The sequence below is a fragment of the Stenotrophomonas sp. YJH_SMC_69 genome (assembly GCF_059370495.1).
Genome location: NZ_JCAFTS010000010.1, coordinates 98,247 through 119,271, shown reverse-complemented (window position 1 = coordinate 119,271; position 21,025 = coordinate 98,247). Strand labels below are relative to the sequence as shown.

Annotated in this window: 19 protein-coding genes; 6 read left to right on the top strand and 13 right to left on the bottom strand. The window is 67.7% G+C overall.

Annotated features, from left to right (window positions below; genetic code table 11):
• Positions 1 to 310 precede the first annotated feature (310 nt).
• From AC5P8F_RS16780 to AC5P8F_RS16770, 3 genes are all read right to left on the bottom strand, one after another.
• Positions 311 to 1,132, bottom strand: coding sequence for a S1 family peptidase (locus tag AC5P8F_RS16780; RefSeq protein ID WP_032962376.1), 822 nt, complete (start codon positions 1,130 to 1,132; stop codon positions 311 to 313).
• Positions 1,133 to 1,350: 218 nt separating this feature from the next.
• Complete coding sequence (gene pyrF / locus AC5P8F_RS16775; protein ID WP_014645451.1) at positions 1,351 to 2,076, bottom strand: orotidine-5'-phosphate decarboxylase; 726 nt, start codon at positions 2,074 to 2,076, stop codon at positions 1,351 to 1,353.
• Positions 2,073 to 2,996 carry a 5'-nucleotidase, lipoprotein e(P4) family gene (locus AC5P8F_RS16770; RefSeq protein WP_032962372.1) on the bottom strand — a complete coding sequence of 308 codons (924 nt, stop codon included), beginning with the start codon at positions 2,994 to 2,996 and terminating at the stop codon, positions 2,073 to 2,075. The genes pyrF and AC5P8F_RS16770 overlap by 4 nt, the downstream gene beginning before the upstream one ends.
• A 101-nt stretch (positions 2,997 to 3,097) precedes the next feature.
• On the opposite strand from AC5P8F_RS16770, the gene AC5P8F_RS16765 reads away from it, so the two are divergent.
• Complete coding sequence (locus tag AC5P8F_RS16765; RefSeq protein WP_014645449.1) at positions 3,098 to 3,748, top strand: YceH family protein; 651 nt, start codon at positions 3,098 to 3,100, stop codon at positions 3,746 to 3,748.
• Between the two features lie 131 nt (positions 3,749 to 3,879).
• On the opposite strand, the gene AC5P8F_RS16760 is transcribed toward AC5P8F_RS16765, so the two are convergent.
• Together AC5P8F_RS16760 and AC5P8F_RS16755 are read right to left on the bottom strand one after the other, a co-directional pair.
• Positions 3,880 to 4,404, bottom strand: coding sequence for a GNAT family N-acetyltransferase (locus AC5P8F_RS16760; protein ID WP_032962369.1), 525 nt, complete (start codon positions 4,402 to 4,404; stop codon positions 3,880 to 3,882).
• 83 nt (positions 4,405 to 4,487) lie between these two features.
• Entirely contained in the window at positions 4,488 to 6,464 is a 1,977-nt protein-coding gene (locus AC5P8F_RS16755) for a UvrD-helicase domain-containing protein (RefSeq protein WP_197574340.1), read from the bottom strand.
• 99 nt (positions 6,465 to 6,563) lie between these two features.
• Here AC5P8F_RS16755 and AC5P8F_RS16750 point away from each other — a divergent pair, with 99 nt between their 5' ends.
• From AC5P8F_RS16750 to AC5P8F_RS16740, 3 genes are read left to right on the top strand one after another with little or no spacing between them, the layout of a single operon-like run.
• Entirely contained in the window at positions 6,564 to 7,235 is a 672-nt protein-coding gene (locus AC5P8F_RS16750; RefSeq protein ID WP_049404934.1) for an SEL1-like repeat protein, read from the top strand.
• Positions 7,236 to 7,274: 39 nt separating this feature from the next.
• Positions 7,275 to 8,003: an SEL1-like repeat protein gene (locus tag AC5P8F_RS16745; protein WP_032962363.1), complete on the top strand. Its 729-nt coding sequence runs from the start codon at positions 7,275 to 7,277 to the stop codon at positions 8,001 to 8,003.
• Between the two features lie 9 nt (positions 8,004 to 8,012).
• Complete coding sequence (locus AC5P8F_RS16740; protein WP_008264720.1) at positions 8,013 to 8,633, top strand: thymidine kinase; 621 nt, start codon at positions 8,013 to 8,015, stop codon at positions 8,631 to 8,633.
• Positions 8,634 to 9,153: 520 nt separating this feature from the next.
• Here AC5P8F_RS16740 and AC5P8F_RS16735 read toward each other — a convergent pair.
• From AC5P8F_RS16735 to AC5P8F_RS16715, 5 genes are all read right to left on the bottom strand, one after another.
• A complete protein-coding gene (locus tag AC5P8F_RS16735; protein WP_014645440.1) occupies positions 9,154 to 10,758 on the bottom strand; it encodes an OpgD/OpgG family glucan biosynthesis protein in 1,605 nt (534 codons plus the stop codon).
• Positions 10,759 to 10,863: 105 nt separating this feature from the next.
• Entirely contained in the window at positions 10,864 to 11,676 is an 813-nt protein-coding gene (gene mutM, locus AC5P8F_RS16730) for a bifunctional DNA-formamidopyrimidine glycosylase/DNA-(apurinic or apyrimidinic site) lyase (RefSeq protein ID WP_014645439.1), read from the bottom strand.
• A gap of 76 nt (positions 11,677 to 11,752) precedes the next feature.
• A complete protein-coding gene (locus tag AC5P8F_RS16725) occupies positions 11,753 to 12,571 on the bottom strand; it encodes a hypothetical protein (protein ID WP_197605488.1) in 819 nt (272 codons plus the stop codon).
• 198 nt (positions 12,572 to 12,769) lie between these two features.
• Positions 12,770 to 13,102 (bottom strand): EF-hand domain-containing protein, encoded by a 333-nt coding sequence (locus tag AC5P8F_RS16720; protein ID WP_014645437.1) that lies wholly within the window; start codon positions 13,100 to 13,102, stop codon positions 12,770 to 12,772.
• The gene (locus AC5P8F_RS16715; protein WP_014645436.1) at positions 13,099 to 14,301 is read right to left on the bottom strand and encodes a DesA family fatty acid desaturase; all 1,203 of its coding nucleotides are present in this window, start codon (positions 14,299 to 14,301) and stop codon (positions 13,099 to 13,101) included. Before AC5P8F_RS16715 ends, AC5P8F_RS16720 begins: the two co-directional genes overlap by 4 nt.
• A 151-nt stretch (positions 14,302 to 14,452) precedes the next feature.
• Between AC5P8F_RS16715 and AC5P8F_RS16710 the strand changes: the two genes are divergently transcribed.
• The gene (locus AC5P8F_RS16710; RefSeq protein WP_032962356.1) at positions 14,453 to 15,274 is read left to right on the top strand and encodes an ABC transporter ATP-binding protein; all 822 of its coding nucleotides are present in this window, start codon (positions 14,453 to 14,455) and stop codon (positions 15,272 to 15,274) included.
• Between the two features lie 130 nt (positions 15,275 to 15,404).
• Here AC5P8F_RS16710 and AC5P8F_RS16705 read toward each other — a convergent pair whose 3' ends face one another.
• Together AC5P8F_RS16705 and AC5P8F_RS16700 are read right to left on the bottom strand one after the other, a co-directional pair.
• Positions 15,405 to 16,607: a DUF4785 domain-containing protein gene (locus tag AC5P8F_RS16705; RefSeq protein WP_049442567.1), complete on the bottom strand. Its 1,203-nt coding sequence runs from the start codon at positions 16,605 to 16,607 to the stop codon at positions 15,405 to 15,407.
• An 11-nt stretch (positions 16,608 to 16,618) separates the two neighbouring features.
• A complete protein-coding gene (locus AC5P8F_RS16700; RefSeq protein ID WP_032962353.1) occupies positions 16,619 to 17,497 on the bottom strand; it encodes a hypothetical protein in 879 nt (292 codons plus the stop codon).
• A 258-nt stretch (positions 17,498 to 17,755) separates the two neighbouring features.
• Here AC5P8F_RS16700 and AC5P8F_RS16695 point away from each other — a divergent pair, with 258 nt between their 5' ends.
• Complete coding sequence (locus AC5P8F_RS16695) at positions 17,756 to 18,595, top strand: acid phosphatase (RefSeq protein ID WP_049408886.1); 840 nt, start codon at positions 17,756 to 17,758, stop codon at positions 18,593 to 18,595.
• 132 nt (positions 18,596 to 18,727) lie between these two features.
• Here the strand turns inward: AC5P8F_RS16695 and AC5P8F_RS16690 are convergent, their stop codons facing one another.
• Positions 18,728 to 20,998 carry a TonB-dependent receptor gene (locus AC5P8F_RS16690; protein WP_049408885.1) on the bottom strand — a complete coding sequence of 757 codons (2,271 nt, stop codon included), beginning with the start codon at positions 20,996 to 20,998 and terminating at the stop codon, positions 18,728 to 18,730.
• Positions 20,999 to 21,025 lie beyond the last annotated feature (27 nt).

Below are 21,025 nucleotides of genomic sequence, written 5' to 3'. Positions count from 1 at the left end.
GGACTCCCCGGACCGGCCCGCATCTTGCGGCCTGCGACGTGACAGCGGCAAGCCGTGCGGTCACGTTTCCAACCAAGGGGGTCAGATCCCTTCTGCCGGCAGGCAGAAGGGATCTGACCCCAGAACCACCAGCGGGATAAAAAAAGAGCCCGGATCACGGGGATCACAGGCTCTTCAAACCGGCACGGGGCCGGAGGACAGTGTTGTGGCACATGTCCGGTCCGAGGACCGGATGGCGGCGATCCTACGCTGCCCTTCAAGTTAAGGCAACACTTCACGTAATACCATGTATGTATTTGATTTTATTGAATCAATCGTGCTGCCAGACGGATTCAATGAAATCTACGGCGTGTTTTTCGGCGATTCGGGCATAAATCCCCGGATAGCCGGCCAGCGCGCAGCCCTCGCCCCAGCTGACGATGCCGAACTGGGTCCAGCCCTCACGCAGGCGCAGCAGCAGCGGCCCGCCGGAGTCCCCCTGGCAGCTGTCGATGCCCTCGCGGCCGGCGCAGATCACCTTGCCGCGCGACAGTTCCCCGCCGTAGGCCTGCTGGCATTCATCGAATGCCACGAACGGCACCTGCACGGTCTGCAGCTGGGTCGGGTAGACCCGGCCATCGCCGATGTCGGTGTCGCCCCAGCCGATCACGGTGAATTCGCGGCCCGGCTTGAGATAACTGGCGTCGGGCCGCAGCCGCAGCGCCACCGGCTGTGCACCGTCCAGGGGGGCGTTGAGCTGGATCAGGGCCACGTCGTGCTCCAACGAGTTGCCGCTGTTGAATGCCGGATGGACGTGGATCGCCTTGACGTTGGAGGCGCGGGGCGAGGCTTCGGTGGACAGGGCCGCGGCGTTGCCGACGACGGCGATGCCGCCCGGCGCTTCCCCCTGCATGCAGTGCGCGGCGGTCAGCACCCACGAAGGCGAGATGAGGGTGCCCCCGCAGAAGTGGCGGTCATGATCCGAATCGCCGTCGAAGATGCCCTGGATGCTGACCATGAACGGGTACTCGCCAGCCGGCGCTGCTTCACCGCCGATGATGCGCGGTGCTTCGCGCACCTGTGGCGCAGCGAAGGCGGGTACGGCGGACGCGGCCAACAACAGGCCGATGAACAAAGAGGTGCTGCGATACATATCCCTGTACTCCTCTATCAATGGTTGGAACCGGCGCGGCCGCGGTCCGTGCCGGTGCATCGATTGGGAAGCAGGGATGAAGCCTGCAGCGCGAACGCGCGCACAGTTTCGGTGCAATGCGCTGCCTGCGACAGTCGCAGGCCAACAATTGCGAACGCCATCCCGCATGGATCGGAATGGCGTTCGTGGTGCCGGCGTGACCGGCGTCAGCGGTGGGCTCAGCGTGCAGCCAGAGCCGACGCGATTTCCTGCTGGATTGCCTGCGCAGCGGCCTGCGGATCAGCCGCCAGGCGGATCGGGCGTCCGACCACGATGGCGTCGGCGCCATCGGCGAAGGCCTGGGCCACGCCAACGGTGCGCTTCTGGTCATCGCCGACCGGACCACCGGGACGGATGCCCGGACAGACGATCGAGAACCCGCTACCGGTCGCGGCACGGATCGGTGCAGCCTCCTGGCCCGAGGCGATCACGCCATCGACGCCCGCTGCCTGGGCGGCCAACGCGCGTTCGACCACCACGTCCACCGGCTCGCGGTCGACGCCCATCTGCGCCAGATCGGCGCGCCCCATCGAGGTCAGCACGGTCACCGCCAGCAGCCGCATGTCGCTGCTGTTGGCGGCCGCGCAGGCCTCCATCATCGCCGGGTGCCAGCCATGGATGGTGGCGTAGCTGACCGGCCACTGCGACAGGCGCTTGATCACCGCTGCAGCGGTCGCCGGGATGTCGAAGAACTTCAGGTCGACGAACACGCGCTTGTCGCGGCGGGCCAGCTCATCCAGCACCTGGAAGTACTCGCCGGAGGCCAGCAGTTCCATGCCGATCTTGTAGAACGCCACGCTGTCACCAAGGCGATCGACCCAGTCCAGTGCCTGCACGCGATCAGGCACGTCCAGCGCGAAGATCAGGCGCTCATCGGCGCGCAACGGCAGCGGTGCGCGGCTCACGGGGCGTAGTCCAGGGCGGCGCGCTTGGCGTCGTGGCGGGCCTGGCGCGACTGGCTGTAGTCGTTGTTGAACTGCGCCGGCTCGAAGCCGCCGTAGGTCGGGTTCGGCAGCATCCACCAGCGCTCGCCGAACCAGTCGTGGTACTGCTGCAGCAGCGCGTCACGGCCGTCGTTGGTGTTGGCGGTCACTTCGACGAAGTCACCCAGCTGGTCGCCGAACTGCATCAGCACGCGGTACTTCTGCCCTGCCAGGCGGCGGCGGCAGTTCTTCTCGCTGCCGGCCTGCTCGCAGCCCGGCACCACCGTGCCCAGGCCAAGGAACACGCTGTCGTCGGCCACCGGCAGGCCCTGCTCGCGCAGGTTGGCCAGGGTCGCGTCCTTCAGGTGCACGGCGCGGTTGGAGATGTAGAGCAGGGTCACGCCCTTGGCATTGGCGGCCTTGGCGAAGTCGACCACGCCCGGGATCGCCTTGGCCTTCTTTTCGGCTACCCACTGGTCCCAGGTCAGTTCGTCGTATTCCTTGCCATCGCGCACCAGGCGCGCCTGGTAGGGCGAGTTGTCCAGCACGGTCTCGTCCACGTCCAGCACCACGGCCGGCTTCAGGCCCTTGGCGTCGTTGCCGCGCTCTTCCGGCACCAGCGCATCCCAGTGGGCTTCCTTCAACGCCGCATCCAGGTGGTCGGCGGCGGCACGGTAGGTCTGCTCGGTGATCGCCCTGTACTCCTGCGCGCGCTGCATCCACAGCACTGCGTTGAGGTTGTCGTTGGCGGTGGCATCGAGCGCGCCGTCGGCCTTGGCGGCGGCAGCGGGCGCCTGCGGGGCCGCGGCTTCGGCGGCGGGCGCCTCCACGCGCTTGCAGGCGGACAGGCCCAGCGCCGCAGTGGCGAGCAGGGTCAGGGACAGGGAAACGGGACGACGCATGGATTCACCGGCAATCAGATATACCGGCGCATTTTACCGGCAAAGCCGGCCCCGGGACGGCTATGCTTGGCGGTTGACCCGTTGCCCTTCCGGAGGCCGCCATGACCGATTCCGCCCAGACCCCTGACGTCCCCCTGCTCGACGCCGTGCAGGCCCGCCTGCTGGGCTGCCTGGTGGAGAAGGAGGCGACCACCCCGGACACCTACCCGCTGACGGTCAACGCGGCCCAATCGGCGGCCAACCAGAAGACCGCGCGCGAGCCGGTGATGAACGTGGACGCTGGCAGCGTGCAGCACGCGCTGCGCCAGCTGGAGGCGTTGGGCCTGGCCCGCCAGCACTTCTCCTCGCGCGCCGATCGCTACGAACACCGCCTGCAGGCCGCGCTGGACCTGACCCGGCAGCAGACCGTGCTGCTGGCGCTGCTGCTGCTGCGCGGTCCACAGACGCTGGGCGAGCTGGTCACGCGCAGCGAGCGCCTGCACCGCTTCGCCGACACCGACGAAGCCCGCCATGCCATCGAGCGCCTGCAGCAGCGTGCCCTGCTGGTGGTGCTGCCGCGTGCCAGTGGCCAGCGCGAAGACCGCTACATGCACCTGCTGTGCGGCGAGGTGGATGGCGCGGCGCTGGCGGCGAAGTACGCCAGCAGCAGCGGCAGCAGCGATGCGGCCGACCCGGGCCTGGCCGAGCGCGTGGCCCAGCTGGAAGCGGCCGTGGCCGAGCTGCAGGCACAGCTGGCCGAACTGCGCGGTTGAGGCAATCTACTGGGGTCGGATCCCGCAAGGCGGGCTCTGACCCCAGTGCTATCCCGGGTTGCCGGCCAGCGGCCGGCACTACCGGATGTCCTGCCGATGCAGTGCAGACCAACTGTCGGCACCCACCATGATCAAACCTCGGCCGCGCCCGGCGTGGCATACAGCCGGCTCGGGCTGTCCACGCCCGGCAGCTGGATCACCCCGCGTTCCTGCATGCCCAGGCCCAGCAGGATCTTTCCGGACACCACATTGTCCAGGTCGGTGATGCCATACAGATCGTGCAGGCCCAGCGCTCCGCGTGCATGCGCGAACACTGCCCGCGCCGCCTCGCCGGCATAGCCCTGCCCGGCAAATTCCGAAAGCACCGCATAGCCGATATCCGGCCCCGGCAGGCCATCACGCCGCACCAGCCCGGCGTTGCCCAGCCAGGCACCATCGGACAAGCGCTCGATGGCATACATGCCGAACCCGTTCAACGCATAGCTGTGCAGTACCCGCAGCGCGATGTACTCCCGCGCCTGCGCCTCACTGCGCACATCACGGTCGCCGATGAAGCGCAGGAAACCCGGATCGTTCAACAGCGCCAGCATCGGCACCGCATCGCGATCAGGTTCGATCGCACGCAGGCGCAGGCGTTCACTTTCAATCGGATGCACGCGCAGACCTCCAATGGAAAACCGATTGTAGAGCCGTGAGCTGGGATCGGATCCCTTCCCATCGGGAAGGGGTCCGGCCCCGGTCAATCGAACAACGCCTCGATCGCCGCCAACCCGGCACTCGCCCGCTCCTTCTTCCGCGCCGCATCGGCCACCGGGTCGGCACCGTCGCGCTGGATCTCCTCGGCCGGGATCTCATCGAAGAACCGGCTCGGCTTCAGCCGCACGTGCTCGCCAAACTTGCGCGTGAGCTTGCTGTAACTCATCCACAGCTGGATCTTGGCGCGGGTGATGCCCACGTACAGCAGGCGACGTTCTTCCTGCAGGTTGCCCTCGTCCAGGCTGACCTGGTGCGGCAGCACGCCGTCCTCGCAGCCGACGATGAACACGTACGGGAACTCCAGGCCCTTGGAGGCATGCATGGTCATCATGCGCACCTGGTTGCCGCCCTCGTCCTTGTCGCTGCGCGACAGCAGCGCCAGCTGTCCGGCCAGGTCGGCCGCGGTTGCACCGCGCGGGCCGCCCTCGAACCACTGCGCCAGTTCCTCGATGTTGTTGGCACGGCGCTGGTAACTGGCTTCTTCCTTGGCCTGCTGGCGAAGTTCGCTGAGCAGGCCGGACTCCTTGGCCACCTTGCGGATCATGTCGCCGGAACTGACCTGGCGCATCTGCGCACGCAGGTCGCGCAGGATGTCGGTGAAACGCGCCAGGCTGTTGGCCGCACGCGGCGGCAACTGCTGCAGGGCGCCGATCGCCTCGGCGGCCTGCGCCATCGGCATGTCTTTCTCCTGCGCCAGTTCGGCCAGCCTGGCCAGCGTGCCGGCACCGACATCGCGCTTGGGTGACTGCACCGCACGCATGAACGCGGTGTCGTCATCCGGGTTCACCAGCAGGCGCAGCCAGGCCAGCGTGTCCTTCACTTCCTGGCGCTCCAGGAACATGGTGCCGCCGGTCAGGTGGTAGGGGATGCGCAGCAGCTGCATCGCCTTTTCCAGCGGGCGCGACTGGAAGTTGCCGCGGAACAGGATGCAGAAGTCACTCCACGGCACGTTGCGCGATTGCGCCACGAAGGCGATCTCGGCGGCGACCTTCTCCGCTTCATGTTCGCTGTTGCGGCATTCCCAAACACGGATGCGTTCGCCGTCGGCCTGGTCGCTCCACAGCTTCTTCAGGTGCTCATGCGGATTGTTGGCGATCAGCGCATTGGCCGCACGCAGCACGCGGTTGGAGCAGCGGTAGTTCTGCTCCAGCTTGATGATTTCCAGCGTGGGGTAATCGCGCCCCATCTGCTGCAGGTTTTCCGGGTTGGCGCCGCGCCAGGCGTAGATCGACTGGTCATCGTCGCCGACGCAGGTGAAGTTGCCCTTCTCACCGGCCAGCTGCTTGAGCAGGCGGTACTGCGCGTCGTTGGTGTCCTGGCATTCGTCCACCAGCAGGTAGCCGATGCGCTCGCGCCAGGCCAGCGCGATCTCCGGGTTCTCTTCCAGGATCTGCACCGGCAGGCGGATCAGGTCGTCGAAGTCGACCGCATTGAACGCGGTCAGCCGCAGCTGGTAGCGCTCGTAGACGCTGGCCGCTTCCTTCTCGCGGTTGCTGCGCGCGGCGGCCATCGCCTGTTCGGGCGACAGGCCAGCGTTCTTCGCGCGCGACACCAGGTTCTTCATGTCCTCGATGTCATCGGGCTTGGCGCCGTACATCAGGTCCTTGATCTGCGCGGCGGCATCATCGGCATCGAAGATCGAGAAACCGCGCTTCAGGCCCACGGCGGCATGTTCGATCTGCAGGAACTTCAGGCCCAGCGCATGGAAGGTACAGATGGTCACCTCGTCGGCGTCCTGCTCGCGCAGGCGCTTGGCCACGCGCTCGCGCATTTCCTTGGCCGACTTGTTGGTGAAGGTGATCGCAGCGATGCGGCGGGCCGGGTAGCGGCCACAGCCGATCAGGTGGGCAATCTTCTCCACGATCACGCGCGTCTTGCCGCTGCCGGCGCCGGCGAGCACCAGCAACGGGCCTTCGACGTGCAGGACCGCGGCAGCTTGGGGAGGATTCAGACCGTGCATGGGGACAGGATTGTAGCGGGGTGCCGGCAGGCCCACCTGACTTGCATGGCGCCCGCCCGTAAGGTATTGAATCGGCACCGGAACACAGGAGCGTGGTCCATGTCCCCGACTGTCATCGCCCGTCCGCTTGCGGCCGCCCTGCTCGGCCTGCTGGCCCTGCCTGCGGCCGGGTCCGGCCCGCCGCCGCGCACGGATGCCTATGAAGCGATCGTGCTGCAGTCGCACGAGTTCCTCATCTACCATCCGGACCTGCGCTTCCGTGGGCTCGGCATGCAGGCCCGCGAACGGGGCCGCCACGAAGAAGCCCGCATCGACTTCCGCAATGCCGCGCGCTACGGCGACAAGCTGTCACAGGCAGCGCTGGCCGACATGCTCTGGAACGGGCAAGGCGGCCCGGCTGACCGCGCCCTGGGCTACGCGTGGATGGACCTGGCGGCCGAGCGCGGCACCGAGTGGCTGGTGGTGCAGCGTGAACGCTTCTGGGAGGCGCTGTCCGCCGACGAACGCGAGCGTGCGGTGCGCGAGGGCCGCGCGCTGTACGCCGAGTTCGGTGACCCCGCCGCCACACCGCGGCTGGAACGCGAACTGCGCGCCGGCAGCATGCAGCAGACTGGCAGCCGCGCCGGCTGGAGCGGCGCCATGCGCAGCCAGGGCCGCGGCGATGCCGGGCCGCGCGTGCTGCAACCGGAGAAGCACCAACTGGCTCGTTACTGGGATCCGGTGGCCTACCGGCAATGGCAGGACGAGGCGTTGGCGAAGTCGGGGCGATGACGTTGGCTTTTTTTTATGGCCATGGCCAGGAGGGCGATCATGAAGGCGAAACACGCTCCACTTTGCCTGTTGCTGCTTCTGTCGACGGCCGCTGCCGTCGCCGCAAAGGAATGTCCGGTTGAGGCCCCGCGACGGATTCCGCCCACCGTCCTGACCGGAGGGTTTTTCGATTCGCACCCGGACCTCTTCTGGCGAAGCATGGCCCAACGGGCCGAACAGGATAAACAGCCCGCCAGGGCCCTGGTCTACTACAAACGCTCGGCACGCTACGCCGACAAGTTCTCCCAGGCAATGGTGGCAAGGCTGTACCAGGAGGGTATCGGCACTGCGCCGGACCCGGTGATGGCCTACATCTGGATGGACCTGGCCGCCGAGCGTATGTACCACGACTTCCTGGTCCTGCGGGAACACTACTGGGCACGCCTTGATCCGCTGCAGCAGGCACAGGCGATCGAGCGCGGCCAACAGGTATACGCCGACTATGGCGACCGCGTAGCCAAGCCCCGCATGGAACGGGCGCTTAGCGACGGGCGCCGGCAGATCACCGGCAGCCGCGTCGGCTACGTGAGCTCGGCCCTGGTCGTCGTGCAGCGCCGCGGCGACGAGCAGGGCATCGCAACGCCAGGCAACATCGTCTACGACAACGACTACTGGAAGGCCGCCGACTACTGGTGCCTGCAGGACAACTACTGGCGGCCAGCGCTTGCGCCCAGCATCGAGATCGGTGCACCGCAGCAGATCCGCGACGGCGGGCCGGGGGGCGACTAGAATTGGCCGATGGCCAAGCTCTACTTCTACTACTCGGCGATGAACGCCGGCAAGACCACTACCCTGCTGCAGAGCGCACACAACTACCGCGAGCGCGGCATGCGGGTGGCAATCCTGACCCCACGCCTGGACGACCGTGCCGGCGCCGGCGTGGTCGCCTCGCGGATCGGCCTGCGCGCCGATGGCATGGCCTTCGACCGCGATACCGACCTGCAGCGCTGGGTGGAGCAGGATCTGGCGGCCAACGGCCCGATGGGCTGCGTGCTGGTGGACGAGGCGCAGTTCCTGACCCGGGCCCAGGTCTGGCAGCTCAGCGAGGTAGTCGACCAGCTGCGAATTCCGGTGCTGTGCTACGGCCTGCGTACCGACTTCCGCGGCGAGCTGTTCGAGGGCAGCCAGTACCTGCTGGCCTGGGCCGACGAGATGCAGGAGATCAAGACCATCTGCCACAGCGGCAAGAAGGCGACCATGACCGTGCGCGTGGACGAGCATGGCCACGCCGTGCAGGATGGCCCGCAGGTGGAGATCGGTGGCAACGACCGCTACGTGTCGGTCAGCCGTGCGGAGTTCAAGAAGATCACCCGCGGCGAAGGACGGATCGATCCGGCGCAGGCACCCCTGCCGCTGTAAGGGGTGTTCTTTTGCAGGGCTTGCAGTCCTGCACCTGCAGAGACAACAGCAACAGCAACGGCAACAGCGGGCATTCCGTGGGATGGCGGGGCGGTGTCGGAGTGCGGGGACGCTGCAAGTACGTCCCTGTAAGCTTGGCAGCTGCATCCATGCGGCTGACACCCCGCACTCCGACACCGCCCCACCTCTGACAGTTGGCCGCGGCTGTTGGTAGGTGTCGACCTTGGTCGACACATCTGTCAGATATCGAGTGAGATTCCGGGGTCAGATCCGTTTTCCTTCGTAAAACGGATCTGACCCCATGAGCAATTCCGACAGATCGCGGCGATCTGTCGAAGGCGGGGTGGGTCCGGTGGCGGGAGTGTTCGCGGCATGGATGCCGCGACCAAGCCCCCAGGGAAGGGTTTACGGCGTCTCCCGCCGCCGGACCCACCCCGCCGTCCCACGGAATGCCCGCTTTTGACGTTGACGTTGATGTCTGCAGGTGCAGGGCTGCAAGCCCTGCAAACCCAACCCCCTCTTAGTACAGCGTGCGCTCCGGCGCACCCGCCGGCGGCGGGGTGTACTGGTACAGCCAGGTTTCCGTAAGCGTCTTGCCGCCACTGCGCAGGAACAGGCGGATGTCGATCTGCTCGGTACTGCCTTCCGGCGGCACCAGGTCGAACATCGCGCGATAGCCGTTGATCTCGCGCAGCGGGCGCGCCGACACGATCTCGACCCGGCCACGGCTGGCTTCCACCACCGCCTCGACCTCACCCTTGTCGATCAGGCTGGCCAGCTCGCCCCCTTCGAAGTCCACCGCGAAGCGCCAGCTGAAGTACTCGCGCTTCTTGCCGACCACACCGCCCAGGCCGGTGCGGCTGGCCACGCAGTGCGCCAGCGGCGGGCGCGCCGGCGGTTCGGCGCCCCAGTACAGGCGGTAGCCGACCAGCAGCTCCTGGCCCGGCTGCGGCTTTTCCTTCGGGTTCCAGAACGCCACGATGTTGTCGAACGTCTCGTCCACGGTGGGAATCTCCACCAGCTGCACCGAGCCCTCGCCCCATTCGCCCTTCGGCTCCACCCACAGGCACGGGCGCTTCTCGTAGAACACGCCGTCGTCCTGGTAATGGTCGAAATTGCGGTCGCGCTGCAGCAGGCCGAAGCCGCGCGGGTTGCGGTCCACGAACATGTTGAAGCGCAGGTTGCGCGGGTTCAGCAGCGGCCGCCAGATCCATTCGCCAGCGCCGGTCCACAGCGACAGGCCATCGGTATCGTGGATCTCCGGGCGCCAGTCCCATGCCATGCGGCGGTCGTTCTCGCCCACCTGGTACATGCTGGTGCACGGTGCGATGCCGAGCCGCTCGATCGGCTTGCGCGGGTACAGCGCGCTGTCGATGTCCATCAGCAGCACGTCGCCATTGGTGATCGCGAAGCGATAGGCGCCAGCCACGCTGGGTGAATCCAGCAGGCCGTAGACCACGATCGTGTCCGAATCAGCCGATGGCTGTTCCAGGTAGTAGGCGATGAAATCCGGGAATTCCTCCGGCTTGCCCATCCCGGTGTCGATCGCCAGGCCGCGCGCGGACTGGCCGTACTGGCCTTCCTTGCCGACCGCGCGGAAGTAGCTGGCGCCGAGGAAGGCGGCGAAGTCGCGGTCAGTGTCCTTGCGGGTGTTCAGGCGGAAGCCGGCGAAGCCGAGGTCGGCCGGCAGCTCGCCATCCTTGATGCCGCTCTTGCCGTAGTTGAACGCCGCGCCGTCATAGGCCAGCTCCTGCGCCTTGCCGTCGACCACGTCGAACATGCGCACCGGCGAATGGAAGTACAGGCCCAGGTGGAAGAACTTGGCCTGGAACTTGCCGGGCTGGTCGGCCCACAGCGCATGGTCCTGGCGGTAGCCGATCGACTGGTACTGGTCCCAGTCCAGTCCTTCCAGACGGCCCGGCAGCACCCGCTTGTGGCTCTTGTAGGGCGCCTGCGCCAGCGCGCGCGCCTGGCCCTTCAGGGTGGCGAAGTCGAACGGTTGCGGCTGGCCGAGGCGGCGCAGGCCCATCTGGCCGCTCCTGCTGGCCGCGCACGCGGGCAGGGACGGCAGGCCGAATGCAGCCAGGGCGAGGGAGGCATTGCGGATGAAGTCGCGTCGTTGCATGCAGGCGCGTCAGGCACAGGGAGGAAGGTCGGCCATCATAGGCAGACAAACGTTAACGGGCAGCGGAGACGCGCCCTGCCCGTTCAGCTGCCGCTGGCTGCCGGCTCAGCGCTGGCAGTGGCTGCACCAGACGCTGGCGCGCTGGCCGATGGTGGCGTGCTTCAGCGCGCGGCCACAGTTCGGGCAGGGCAGCCCGTCACGGCCGTACACCAGCAGTTCCTGTTCGAAGTAGCCCGGCGCGCCATCGGGGCTGATGAAATCGCGCAGGGTGGTGCCGCCACGGGTGATGGCATAGCCCAGGATCTCCTTCACCGCGTCGGCCAGCCGCTGGTAGCGTTCGCGCGAGATCTTCCCAGCCTCGCGCAGCGGACTGATGCCGGCCTTGAACAGGCTCTCGGCGGCGTAGATGTTGCCCACGCCCACCACCACCGCCTGGTCCATCAGGAAGGTCTTCACCGGCGCACTGCGGCCACGGCTGCGCGCAAACAGGTAGTCGCCGTCGAATCCCTCGTCCAGTGGCTCCGGGCCCAGCCCCTGCAGCAGCGGGTGGATCTCACCGGCGGGCTGCCAGAGCAGGCTGCCGAATCGGCGCGGGTCGTTGAAGCGCAGCAGGCGGCCGTTGTCCAGACTGATATCCACATGGTCGTGGGCGCGCAGCGGTGTGTCACCGGGCAGCACGCGCAGGCTGCCGGACATGCCCAGGTGCAGCACCGCGCTGCCGATGGCGGTATCCAGCAGCAGGTACTTGGCGCGCCGGCGGATGTCCTCGATGCGCTGCCCCGGCAGCAGCTCGGCCACTTCCGGTGGAATCGGCCAGCGCAGGTCGGCGCGGCGCAGGATCACGCCATGCACGCGGCGGCCCTGCAGGTGCGGCGCCAGGCCGCGGCGGGTGGTTTCGACTTCGGGCAGTTCAGGCATGCAGGGATTCTATCCCCGCTCTGCGGCCGGCACCTGGCCGTCGATGCCGGGGAATGATCCCCGGCATCGACCGGTGTCAGGCGCCCTGGCCGGCGCGCACAGGCTCCGCCGGAACCGGTGCCGCAGCGGCGGAGCGGTCCGGGAACAGCGACGGCAGCGTTTCCACGAACCGGGCCAGGCACTGGTCGCTGTAGCGCTCGGCCGTCTGCTTGACCAACGCATAGTCGTCGGCCTGCCAGGCTTCCAGGGGTGCGGCCACCGGTGCGTCGACCTGGCACTGCACGCCTTCGCCACCGACCAGGCGCAACAGCTTGCGGGTATACGGGAAGCCGACGTGCTGGGTCTGGCGCAGCTCGTACTGGGTATCGGCATCGCCCAGTTCCTTGTAGATCAGGGTGAAGCCATCGGCGGTGATCTGCACCGGCCGTACCTCTGCCGGCACAGCGCCCGGATGCGCGGTGAAGTACTCGGCCAGGCGCATGCGCACCTGGTCCTGCAGGTAACCGAAGGCCGGGTTCGGAACGGTCTCCACCCGGGTTCCCTTCAGCTGGTCCTTCTTGAACGAGCTGCCGCCGAGCGTGCCGGAAAACAATGACACGGCAACCTGCGCGGCCACCAGCTTGCCGGTGGTGGAACGCTGCACCAGGCGCAGCGTCTTGTCGCCGACTGGCTGGCCATCCGCGCCCATCTGCAGCTTTACGCTCACCGGCACCCGGCTTTCCCAGGCAGGCAGCTCCGCCACGGCGGCGACAACGCCGGCATCAGCGGCGGGAACGTCTGCAGCCGTCGCCGTGTCGGACGGGGCGGTCGGGGGTGGCTCATGGGCCAGCACAGGCGAGGCGATGACGAGGCTGCCGAGCAGCGCGGCCGCCAGCAGCGGTGGGTTCGATTTCATGGGGGATCCTTGGGTCGTGTCGGGCCAGTGCAGGCGATTCCGTTCGGCATCGATCATCGCAATGGCACCGCACTCCCTTCCATGTCCTTCCCCCTACCGCGATCCATCGCGGTCGACATGCCAGATCGCCTTACCCGTGCGGATCGACCCGTACCCGGGATCGCGTCGAACCCACCATCGGCAGCACGCCGGGAATCTTTAGCGCGGAGGCGCCGCCAGTTCGCGCGCATCCAGGAAACCATCACCGTTGGCATCCTGCTTGTGGAAGCGCTGCACGATCACCTGCCGCTGCTGCTCGCGGCTGATCGCCCTGCCCTTGCCACCGGGCAGCTCCTCGGCCGTCAGCACACCATCACCGTTGCGGTCCATGCGGTCGAAGGCATACAGCATCCACTGCACGTACTCGGCCTCGCTGACCCTGCCGTCGCCATCGCTGTCCATCCGCTGCAGATAGCTGGCGGTGTCGGTGACCTGGGCCAGCGCCGCGCCCGGCAGCAGTGCCGCCAGCAGAAGCCCGTACCCTGCCCTCACGCGCCCACCAGGCTGTAGCCCTTCAAGCGTGCGGCGTAGGCCTGCAACGCCGCGATACCGCTTTCCTCGGCCTCGCGGCACCACGCCTGCAACTGGTGCAGGCGCTCGGCGGCGTCGTGGCCTCGGGCTTCCAGCAACGCCGCCAGCCGCGCGCGGTACTCGACAAGGGTGCGGATGCGCGGGCGCTGTGCCACCCATGCGCTGAGCTGGGCACGGCTGTCCGGCTTCAGCCAGCGACCATCGTTGACCAGTCCACGGCGCAGCCGGCGCGGCAGCAGGCGGCGCAGCTTGGCTCCGGCCTGGGCGGCTTCCTCGCGCAGGGCCGGCATGAACACATTGCGCTGGTAGTCGGTCATCGCCTGGAAGCGATGCGACAGCAGCGCCTTAAGGGTCTCGGCATCGGGCACGGCGATGTTCGGACGCACGTCCATGGCCGGTGCCACCCGCAGCACCTTGGCCAGGCGCAGCGCCTGCAGCAGGCGGATCGCACTCCAGCCGATGTCGAATTCCCAGCGCCGCATCGCGAAGCGCGCCGAGCTGGGGAAGGCATGGTGGTTGTTGTGCAGCTCCTCGCCACCGATCCAGAACCCCCACGGCGTGAGATTGGTGGAGGTATCGGCAGACTCGTAGTTGCGGTAGCCCCACCAGTGGCCCAGGCCGTTGACCACGCCGGCCGCCCAGAACGGGATCCATGCCATCTGGATCGCCCACAGGGCCACGCCGGGCAGGCCGAACAGCACGCTGTTGATCACCAGCAGCAGCACCGGGCCCAGCGTGGCGTGCGGGGTATACAGGTGGCGCTCGATCGCATCGTCCGGGGTACCGCGCCCGTACTGTTCGATGTCCGCGCGCATGCCGCGTGCCTCCCGGTACAGCTCCACGCCGTGCCAGAACACCCTGCCGATGCCGCGGGTGACCGGGCTGTGCGGGTCGTCCTCGGTCTCCACCTTGGCGTGGTGCTTGCGATGGATGGCCACCCACTCGCGGGTGATCATCGAGGTGGTCAGCCACAGCCAGAAACGGAACACGTGGGCCAGCGCCGGGTGGAAATCGACCCCGCGATGGGCCTGGCTGCGGTGCAGGTACAGGGTCACCGAGAAGATGGTGATCTGGGTGAAGACCAGGAGCACTGCCAGCATGGCCCACCACCCCAGGCCGAGCACACCACCGGTCAACAGGGACATCAGGGCATCAGGCATGACGGCTCTCCGGATCGACGCGGGGATGGCAGACATGATGGCCGCTTGCGTTGCAAACTGCATCCCTGCGGCGATGTATCGCATCGCCATCCGTGGCACCGTTCACAGTTGGGGACCTGAGTTGTCGAGCCTTGATCCACGCGCCAGCGCCATGACCGCCGCCCCGCCCGTCGCGGAGCTGCCCCCCTTGATCGAACTGGACCGCGCCACCGTGGTGCGCGGCCAGGTGAAGGTGCTGCACGGGCTCAGCCTGCGCATCGCGCAGGGCCAGCACACCGCCCTGCTCGGCCCCAACGGCTGCGGCAAATCCACCTTCATCAAGCTGATCACCCGCGAACTGTATCCACTGGCGCAGGGCGACGGCACGGTGGCGGTGAAGGTGCTGGGCCAGAACCGCTGGCAGGTGGACCGGCTGCGCTCGCAGCTGGGCATCGTCACCGGCGACCTCAGCAGCAACCTGGCCGACATGCCCGGCCTGACCGTGGAACAGGCGGTGCTGTCCGGCTTCTTCGCCAGCTACGTGGTGCCGGCCTTCCGCGAGGTGACCGCCGACATGCGTGCACGCGTCGGTGAAACGCTGGCGATGACCGGCGCCCTGACGCTGCGCGAGCGCGCCTATGCCGAGCTGTCGGCCGGCGAGACCCGCCGCGTGCTGATCGCCCGCGCGCTGGTCAATCGACCGCAGGCACTGCTGCTGGACGAACCCTCCACCGGGCTGGACCTGGTCGCCCGCGAGCAGCTGGTGGCGACCATGCGGGTGCTGGCGCAGCAGGGCATCACCCTGGTGCTGGTGACCCACCACATCGAAGAGATCATTCCCGAGATCGAGCGCGTGGTGCTGCTGCGCGATGGTCGCGTACTGGCCGACGGCACCCGCGCCGAGCTGCTGCGCAACGAACCGCTGTCGGCGGTGTTCGGCGGCGCGATCACCGTATGCGAGCAGGAAGGCCGGCTGACCGCGTACGCGGGGTGATCGACATGCCACTGTAGAGCCGAGCCGATGCTCGGCTGCTCCTGATCACGACAAACAGCAGCCGGGCATCGGCTCGGCTCTACAGGATGCAATGCAGCGGGCCGGATATCCCGGCCCGCCACCGCCGTGCTCAGAACCGCAACGCCAGCGCGCGCGACTCGATCGGTGCCATCCGGCTCTGGTCCTGCAGCTGCAGGTCGCGCAGTTCGTACGGCGCACCGAAACCGGCCGGCAATGCGGCCTGGTCGAACGGCAGCACCAGCTGGCCTGCACCGGGGCCATCGAACCACGCCGCCGCATGTGCCTGCGCGACCGGCTTCAACTGGCCATCGCGGGCCGTGGCGTACAGCGTGCCGCGTGCTTCGTAGCGGCCAGCGGCGGCCACCTGCAGCGGCAGTGCCACCTGGCGGCTGGACGGGTCCGGTGCCGCCTGGCCACTGAAGCGCGCGGTCGGCCGTGCCACCGCGAAAGCCACCTTGCCGTCGCGCAGCACGCCATCGGCCTGGGCGAACACCTGCAGTTCCCACAGCCCCTGCACGCTGCCGAGATCGGCGGGGATGCGCACCTGCGCGCGCAGGCTGCCGTCGGTGGTGCGCAGCAGGCGCTGCGGCCAGCTGCGGCCATCCGGTGCGACCAGCAGGGCTTCACCGCCCAGGCCGCCACGGCGCGATGCCAGCTGCGCGGTGGTGGCGCCGTCTTCCAGCAGGCGTGCCTGCAGCTGCACGTTGCCACCAGCCAGCACCTGCGCCTGGTTGGCCTGCACTTCCAGCCGCAGCGGGCTGTTCGGCTCAAGCACCTGCACCACATAGCGGCCCTGCGCCTGCGTGCTCTGCAGCGTGTACGCACCGGCCGAACTGGTCGCGCCGGTGCGCAGCATGCTGCTGCCATCACCCACCGGCATGCCGGCATCCTGCAGCGCGCGCGCATCGACACTGCGGGCCACGCTGCTGCGGCCGGCCGGGTCACGCACCTGCAGGGTGTTGGCCGGCAGCGCGCGGGCACCTGCGGCCGGGCTCAGCTGGATCACCGCATCGGGCGCCGTCAGCGGCAGGTCCAGGCCGCGTTGCAGCTGCGTGCCATCGACCTGCTGCCAGTAGCTGCGGCTGACCGAGGCATACGGCGTGGCCGCCTGCAGCGGTTGTGCCGGGTCCAGCGCCCAGGCAAAGGACAGCGGCGCGTGCTCGCTTTCATCGGCGGGCAGCGGCGCGGCCACCAGTGCGGCAGGCACCTGATCGCCCGCGCGGGCGGCCTGCAGCGGCTGCGCGGCCTGCGCTGCGGAAAGGGACAGCACGGCCAGCAAAGCACTGGCCAGCAGGGTGGAATGGTTCGTCATGGTCATCTCCCTCACTGGTTCAGGTCGTTGCGCAGCAGGGTGCCGAGGCCGAAGCACTCGCGCCGGCTCTGGTTGTGGCTGAGTGGTTCGGCGCCCTGGGTGCGTGCCTTGTCGGTGAACCAGGTGGTGCCGGCAGCCTTCTGGCTGCTGCACTCCAGGAAGCCATCGGAGCAGGACGACAGCCAGTTCTGGGTGAACTCCAGGCCGACATTGGCGGCGTAGCCACCGCAGTAGCTGTTGCTGTCCCACACCGCCGATTCCACATCGCTGCCGACCACCGCACGGAACGGTTTGGGCAGCGCCGGGCGACCGGCCGTGCCGTACAGGTTCTGCGCGTTGTAGGTGGCCATGCTTGCCACCTGCTGCTGGCGTACCGCGTCGTTCTTGTAGCCCAGCAGCCAGCCCAGCGACGTTTCGAAGGTATTGCCGTTGAGCACTGCATCGGCCAGCGGTGTACCGGCCGAGGACGGAGCCAGCGCATTGACCTTGCGCACCGTGCGGATGATCTTCGGATAGCGGCTGTCGTAGGTCGGGTTGGACAGGATCCAGCGCATCACGTTGCCGCCGTTGGAGTGGGTGATCACCACCAGCTGGGTGATGCCACGGCTGTCGATGAAGCCGGTCAGCTGGTTGGCCAGGCAACCGGCCGCTTCCGGTTTCCACATGTACTGGGTGAAGTCACAGTTGATGACGACGTAGTTGCTGCTGTTCGGCAGACCCTGGCGCACGGTGTCGATGATCGCCGGCTGCCAGTAGTCCTGGGTGGCATTGGTCTGCGCGCCGGTGCCATGCACGAAGGCCACGCCGACCACGTCGGCGGCCTGCGCCGGGGCGGTTGCCAGCCCGAGGAGCAGGGCCAGGACGGTACTTCCTGTTGCGGTGCTGCGCATCGCTTCTCTCCCTCTGTCAGTGGATCCCCCCGACCCGGCTGGAACTGGACGGCCTCTCGACCCCGTTGTGTCGATGCTCGCGGCGCAGGCGCGTGAAAGTCCGTGCGCTGCGCCCGGATTCAGGAGACTGACGACACTCGATGACGTTTTTCATACTGCCCCGATGACCATGCCGGGTCTGGCCGTATGACCGATGGCCACTGCGGTGTCGCATACGGGCTGCGATCATGACGCGATGTTTTTCCTCTGGAGCCGTCCATGTCGCTGATTTCCCACACCGCCCGCCCACTGCTCGGTCTCACCGTTGTCGCGGTCCTGGCTGGCTGCGCAGCCACCGCCAGCAAGCCGACCGCCGTCGAAGCCAACATCACCACCAAGGCGGTGGGCTATCTGGACACGAGCGCGGTTCCGGCCAGCCTGGACCTGGTGCCGGCACCACCGGCGGCCGGTTCGGCCGCCCTCGCCCTGGACGAACAGGTCAGCCGTGAAGCCCGCGCGCTGCGTGGCAGCCCGCGCTTCGCCCAGGCCGGCGTCGATGCGGAACTCGGCTTCCCCGAAGGCGCCAACCACTTCTCCTGTGCCGCCGACATCGACGTCGATGCAGTGAAGACCCCGGCGCTGTACCGACTGCTGGAGCGCAGCCGGATCGACGCCAGCGCCGCCACCAAGGCGGCCAAGAACCACTACCAGCGCCCGCGCCCGTTCATGGTCAACGGTGAGCCGACCTGCTCGCCGAAGGACGAGGACGGCCTGCGCAAGAACGGTTCCTATCCGTCCGGCCACACCTCGATCGGCTGGGCCTGGGCCCTGATCCTGTCGGAGATCGCGCCGGACCGCGCCGATGCCATCCAGGCCCGCGGCCGCAACTACGGCGAGAGCCGCCTGGTGTGCAACGTGCACTGGCAGAGCGACATCCTCGAAGGGCGCTTCATGGGCGCGGCCGCCGTGGCCCGCCTGCATGACAACGCTGCCTTCAACAAGGACCTGCTGGCCGCACGCAAGGAGATCGAGGCGGCGCGCAAGGCCGGTCGGCACTCCAGCCGCGACTGCGCCACCGAGAATGCGGTGCTGAAGGTGCGCCCGCAGAGCGCGCTGTAGGCCATGCCTCTGTAGAGCCGAGCCATGCTCGGCTCAGAGCAGCCGAGCGCAGGCTCGGCTCTACACGAAGCAGGAAACAGAAGGGCCGGCATTGCGCCGGCCCTTCTGCATTGCATCAACGCAACCACCGCATCAGAACTTCGCGGTGAACTCCACGCCCCAGGTACGCGGCTCGTTGAGGAAGCCGGTCAGGTTGTTGAAGTCGATCGCGCCGACCACGCGGGTCTGGTTGGTCAGGTTGCGACCGAACACCGCCACGTCGTACTGGCCGTAATCCCAGTTGTAGCCCAGGCGCAGGCCGCCTTCCAGCGAACTGCGGCCGCGGAATTCCGGCGACTCGTAGATGAAGAAGTTCACCGCACTGCGGTAGGCCCAGTCGGTGTAGGCGTACAGCTCGCTGCCATCGCTGAGCGGGAAGCCCACGCGCAGGGTCGCGTTGTGGATCCACTTCGGCGCCTGCGGCAGCGGGTTGCCGTTCACCAGCGCATAGGTCTGGCCGTTGATCACCGTAGTCGGGTCGGTGATGGTGCAGCCACCGCCGCAGATCGCCACCGCCAGGTTCTTGTCCTTGATCTCGGTGTCGTTGTAGCTGCTGCCGAAGGTCAGCAGGACGTTGTCGGCCAGGTAGGCCTCCAGGTCCAGCTCGACGCCCTGGCCGATGGTCTTGTCGGCGTTGAGCAGGGTGGCGGTGTTGTTGCTGCCGCCCACCGCGATCAGCTGCTGGCCATCGACGTTGTAGCGGAACACGCTCAGGCCCAGGCGCGCGCGGCGCTCGAACAGGTCGGCCTTGATGCCGGCCTCGTACGAGATCACCTTCTCCGAATCGGCCTGCGACAGGCCTGGCGCGAAGGCCAGGCGGCCCTGGATCGACGGCGCGCGGAAGCCCTTGGCCACACGGGCATAGGCGTTGATGTCGTCGGTCAGCTTGTAGACGCCGCTGAGGTCCCAGCTGACGTCGTTGACGTCGGTGTTGGCCAGGTACGGGCCACTGACCGGGGTGCCGAACGGAACGGCCTGCAGCACGCTGGCGCTGAAGTCCTTCTTGTCCTGGGTGTAGCGCACGCCGGCACGCAGCTTGAAGCGGTCGGTGACATCGAAGTCACCCGAGGCGAACACCGCCCAGGCCTTGTTGCGCTGGTTCTGCACCACGTGGCCGGTCTGCGGATTGCCCGGGGCCAGCGAGTCGTAGTTGAAGTTGTTGATGGTCACGTCTTCATCGAAGTAGAAGACGCCGGCCTGCCAGTCGAAGCGGCCCCACTCGTTGGACTCGATGCGGACTTCCTGCGTCCACTGGCGGTGATGCGGCAGGCCGTCAGCCGACTCCGACGAGAACGGAATCAGGCCGGGGCCGTAGTTGCCGGCGCCAAGGAACGCCGCGCCGTAGCCACCGTCGATGTCACCGCGGTTGAGCGATTCGGCGGTTTCGTAGCCGGTGATCGAGTGCAGCGTCACCGAGCCGAGGTTCCACTGCAGGCGCGCGCTGCCACCCCAGGTCTTCAGGTCGGAGAAGTTGACGCCGTCGTTGGCCACCTTGTCGCGGTCGAAGTTCTCGACCAGCGAGTTGCCACCCTTCTCGATGATGTTGGCGCGGAACAGGCGGGCGGTGCCATTGAGCTTGCGCTTGTGCAGGTTGAACAGCGCTTCGAAGTCATCGCCTTCGTACAGGAACTGCACGCGGCCGGCGGCTTCGTCATAGCCTTCGAAGCCACTGTTGGGAGCGCCGACGCGGGTGTTGTCGACCCAGTCATCGCGGCGCTGGTAGATCGCCGAGACGCGTGCCGACCAGCGATCGGTCAGCGGGCCGCCGTAGGCGCCCTGTACGTTCCAGCTGTTGTAGCTGCCGTAGCCGACGCGGATGTAGCCATCGGCATCCTGCGACGGACGCGCCGAATCGAACTTGACCACGCCGGCCGGGGTGTTGCGGCCGAACAGCGTGCCCTGCGGACCACGCAGCACTTCCACGTTGGCCAGGTCGAACAGCGGGAAGCCCTTCAGCAGCGGGCTTTCCTGCACCACGTCGTCGTACACCAGCGACACCGGCTGCGAAGCATTGAGGTCGAAGTCGGTGTTGCCCAGGCCGCGGATGTAGAAGCGCGGGAAGGCACGGCCGTAGGACGACTCGATGTTGAGGCTGGGCACGCGTGCGGCCAGGAAACGGATGTCATCGCCGGCCGAACCGAGCACATCCAGCTTCTCGCCCTGGATCGCGGAGAGCGCGACCGGCACGTCCTTGGCGTTCTCGACACGGCGCTGCGCGGTCACCTGCAGGGCGTCGAGGGCAACCGGATCCTTGGCAGCGGGGGTTTCCTGGGCGGCTGCTACCAGCGGCAGCAGGGCGGAAAGAGCGGCAACGAGGGGGCGCGCGACCGGAAATCGGCCACGGGAAGTGCGGGTCGGGGACATGGCGGTAGGCTGTGTTTGGAGGGGTGG

Bases quoted from the DNA above. Each gene is read 5' to 3' on its own strand.
- AC5P8F_RS16780 (WP_032962376.1), bottom strand. From the start codon at position 1,132: ATGTATCGCAGCACCTCTTTGTTCATCGGCCTGTTGTTGGCCGCGTCC.
- AC5P8F_RS16770 (WP_032962372.1), bottom strand. From the start codon at position 2,996: ATGCGTCGTCCCGTTTCCCTGTCCCTGACCCTGCTCGCCACTGCGGCG.
- AC5P8F_RS16765 (WP_014645449.1), top strand. From the start codon at position 3,098: ATGACCGATTCCGCCCAGACCCCTGACGTCCCCCTGCTCGACGCCGTG.
- AC5P8F_RS16755 (WP_197574340.1), bottom strand. From the start codon at position 6,464: ATGCACGGTCTGAATCCTCCCCAAGCTGCCGCGGTCCTGCACGTCGAA.
- AC5P8F_RS16750 (WP_049404934.1), top strand. From the start codon at position 6,564: ATGTCCCCGACTGTCATCGCCCGTCCGCTTGCGGCCGCCCTGCTCGGC.
- AC5P8F_RS16745 (WP_032962363.1), top strand. From the start codon at position 7,275: ATGAAGGCGAAACACGCTCCACTTTGCCTGTTGCTGCTTCTGTCGACG.
- AC5P8F_RS16740 (WP_008264720.1), top strand. From the start codon at position 8,013: ATGGCCAAGCTCTACTTCTACTACTCGGCGATGAACGCCGGCAAGACC.
- AC5P8F_RS16735 (WP_014645440.1), bottom strand. From the start codon at position 10,758: ATGCAACGACGCGACTTCATCCGCAATGCCTCCCTCGCCCTGGCTGCA.
- mutM (WP_014645439.1), bottom strand. From the start codon at position 11,676: ATGCCTGAACTGCCCGAAGTCGAAACCACCCGCCGCGGCCTGGCGCCG.
- AC5P8F_RS16725 (WP_197605488.1), bottom strand. From the start codon at position 12,571: ATGAAATCGAACCCACCGCTGCTGGCGGCCGCGCTGCTCGGCAGCCTC.
- AC5P8F_RS16715 (WP_014645436.1), bottom strand. From the start codon at position 14,301: ATGCCTGATGCCCTGATGTCCCTGTTGACCGGTGGTGTGCTCGGCCTG.
- AC5P8F_RS16710 (WP_032962356.1), top strand. From the start codon at position 14,453: ATGACCGCCGCCCCGCCCGTCGCGGAGCTGCCCCCCTTGATCGAACTG.
- AC5P8F_RS16705 (WP_049442567.1), bottom strand. From the start codon at position 16,607: ATGACGAACCATTCCACCCTGCTGGCCAGTGCTTTGCTGGCCGTGCTG.
- AC5P8F_RS16700 (WP_032962353.1), bottom strand. From the start codon at position 17,497: ATGCGCAGCACCGCAACAGGAAGTACCGTCCTGGCCCTGCTCCTCGGG.
- AC5P8F_RS16695 (WP_049408886.1), top strand. From the start codon at position 17,756: ATGTCGCTGATTTCCCACACCGCCCGCCCACTGCTCGGTCTCACCGTT.
- AC5P8F_RS16690 (WP_049408885.1), bottom strand. From the start codon at position 20,998: ATGTCCCCGACCCGCACTTCCCGTGGCCGATTTCCGGTCGCGCGCCCC.